At 64.6% G+C, this 2,527-nt stretch carries 3 protein-coding genes; 2 read left to right on the top strand and 1 reads right to left on the bottom strand.

What is annotated here, in order from left to right; genetic code table 11:
• Window positions 1-754: aldehyde dehydrogenase family protein (locus A5698_RS17975; protein WP_197506821.1), on the bottom strand; the 754-nt coding region annotated here is incomplete at its 3' end.
• A 171-nt stretch (window positions 755-925) separates the two neighbouring features.
• On the opposite strand from A5698_RS17975, the gene A5698_RS17970 reads away from it, so the two are divergent.
• Both A5698_RS17970 and A5698_RS17965 read left to right on the top strand, forming a co-directional pair.
• On the top strand, window positions 926-1,708 hold the full coding sequence (locus A5698_RS17970) for a coniferyl-alcohol dehydrogenase (RefSeq protein WP_068299671.1): 783 nt from the start codon (window positions 926-928) through the stop codon (window positions 1,706-1,708).
• Window positions 1,709-1,799: 91 nt separating this feature from the next.
• Window positions 1,800-2,527, top strand: a 728-nt coding sequence (locus A5698_RS17965; RefSeq protein WP_197506820.1) for a cytochrome P450 family protein, incomplete at its 3' end; no start/stop codon positions are given.

The following is a 2,527-nucleotide window of genomic DNA, read 5'->3' as shown; positions in this document are numbered from 1 at the left end:
CGGGCACGAAGACGTAGTCGGGGCAGACACAGACTTGTCCTCCGTTGATCATCCGCGATCGGGCAACGCGGGCGGCGGACCGGGACAGGTCCGCATCCCGCGCGATCACCGCCGGATTCTTGCCGCCGAGTTCGAGCGTCACGGGCACCAGGTTCTCCGAGGCCGCCCGCTGCACCAGCGCGCCGACCGAGGGTGAACCGGTGAAGAACAGGTGGTCGAACGGAAGTGACGAGAACTCCGCCGCCACCTCCGGTCCGCCGGTGACCACGTCGAGCTCAGCCGCGTCGAAGTACCTGTGCGCCAACGTCTTCAGCAGTTCGGCGGTGCGCGGCGTGATCTCCGACATCTTGATCATCACCCGGTTGCCCGCGGCGAAGGCCGCCGCGGCCGGTAGCACGACGAGGTTCAGCGGAAAGTTCCACGGGCCGATGATTCCGATGACACCGAGCGGTGACGGCTCGACCTCGGCCCGCATACCGAACATCCGACCGGCGCGCATCAACTTTGTCGCCCGCATCCACTGCGCCACATGTGATCTGGTGTGCTCGATGACCGAGATCATGCCGAGTATCTCGGTGAACAGCGACCCGGCCTTGGGCCGGGTTCCATAGTCGGCCGCCATCGCGTCGACGAACTCGTCGGCGTTGTCCAGCACGAGGGACAGCAACCGATCGATACGACGGCGCCGTTCGGCGACGCTCGGCGGGCCGTCGGCCAGGAACGCACGCCGCTGCCCTTCGAGAACGGCCAGCATCTCCGCCCGCGCCGTGCGGTCCTCCGCGCCCACCTGAATCGTGCTCTCGCTCATCGCACCACCATCTTCGGAAGTGATTGTCTGCGGGACCCGAATTGTTTACTGTCGTGCTTACAGTCGGCCATTCGAATGGTACGCCGAGTGCACACGGGCGCGAAGGGAATAGACGAGATGACCGGTAAGCGCAAGATCGTGGTCGTCGGTGCAGGATCGGGCATCGGGGCCGCCGTCGCGGCACATTTCCACGCGCACGGCGATCACGTCCTCGCGGTCGATGTGCGCGACCACCGAACGCCCGCTTCCGAATACGCCCGATGCGATCTGCGTGACGCCGATTCCATCAAGCGCCTGCTCGAATCGATCGGGCCGGGCTGGGACATGCTGGCGCATGTCGCGGGCGTTCCGGGAACCGCACCACCCGCCGACGTACTGAAGGTCAACTACCTCGGCATGCGGCTGGTCGCCGAAGGCATGCTGCCCCGGTTGCGCGAGGGCGGATCGATCGTCGCCGTCGCCTCCACCGCCGCCCTCGGCTGGGACCAGCGCATCGACACCCTGAACGGGCTGCTCGAGCTCACCGATGCCAACGCCGTCGAGCGCTGGCAGTCCGAGCAGGATCCCGACTATCCCGTGTACAGCACGTCCAAGCAGGCGGTGATCCTCTATGCGAAACGCCTCGCCGGCCCGGCATGGACCAAATACGGGGTGCGCGTCAACACCGTCAGCCCCGGCCCGGTCGAGACGCCGATCCTCACCGACTTCGAGCAGACCATGGGCAAGGACGTCCTGGACATGTGCAAGGCCACCGTCGGCCGGCATGCCTCGGTCGACGACATCGCGCCGGTGATCTCGTTCCTCGGGTCGCCGGAGGCGCGTTGGATCACCGGCCAGGACATTCAGGTCGACGCCGGCTTCATCAATTCGATGCTCGCAGGCGCACCCGTCCAGCTCTGAACTCCAGCATCTATCGATACGTAGACCTATACTGTAAGCTTTACAGTACCCATGCGGGTTACGTGTCCGGACCAGACGAGGGAGATCAGCCGTGGATAGCCCCGTACAGGATGTCACGGTCGACGAGACCTTCGACCTGCTGCGCGACCCCTATCCCCTGTTCGCACAGAAGCGCCGCGAAACCAGCGGCGTGTTTCTCGGCAGCGTCATGGACTGGTCTCAGGCCCCCGAAGCCATGCCGGAAAACCTCTATGCGGCAGTGTCTTTCGACGCCGTCAACCGTGTTTTCCGCGACGGCAGGGTGTTCAACTCGCACATCTACGACAACACCATCGGCCTGTTCATCGGTCCGACCATCCTGGCGATGGAGGGCAAGAAGCACTGGGACCACCGCAACCTCGTGTCGTCGGCGTTCAAGTCGAAGTCATTGTCGCGCTGGGAACCCGAGGTGGTCCGTCCGGTGGTCACGGCACTGATCGACGAGTTCATCGACGACGGGCAAGCCGACCTGGTGCGCGATTTCACGTTCGAGTTCCCCACCCGCGTCATCTCCAAGCTGCTCGGCCTACCCGAGGAGGACCTCCCGTGGTTCCGCAAGCGGGCGGTCGAGTTGATCAGCTATCACGTCAGGTACAAGCGCGCGTTCGAGGCGTCCGCGGCCCTGAAGGATTACTTCATGACGCAGATCGACAAGCGCAGATCCAAGCCGACCGAGGACATCATCGGTGATTTGGTCAGCGCTGAGATCGACGGCGAGAGACTCAGCGACGAGTCGATCTACTCGTTCCTGCGGTTGCTGCTCCCCGCCGGCCTGGAAAC

The sequence above is a fragment of the Mycobacterium sp. E136 genome (assembly GCF_001666865.1).
Taxonomy (GTDB): domain Bacteria; phylum Actinomycetota; class Actinomycetes; order Mycobacteriales; family Mycobacteriaceae; genus Mycobacterium.
The sequence above is the reverse complement of the archived record's forward strand: the minus strand, read 5'-3'. Positions and strand labels throughout refer to the sequence as shown.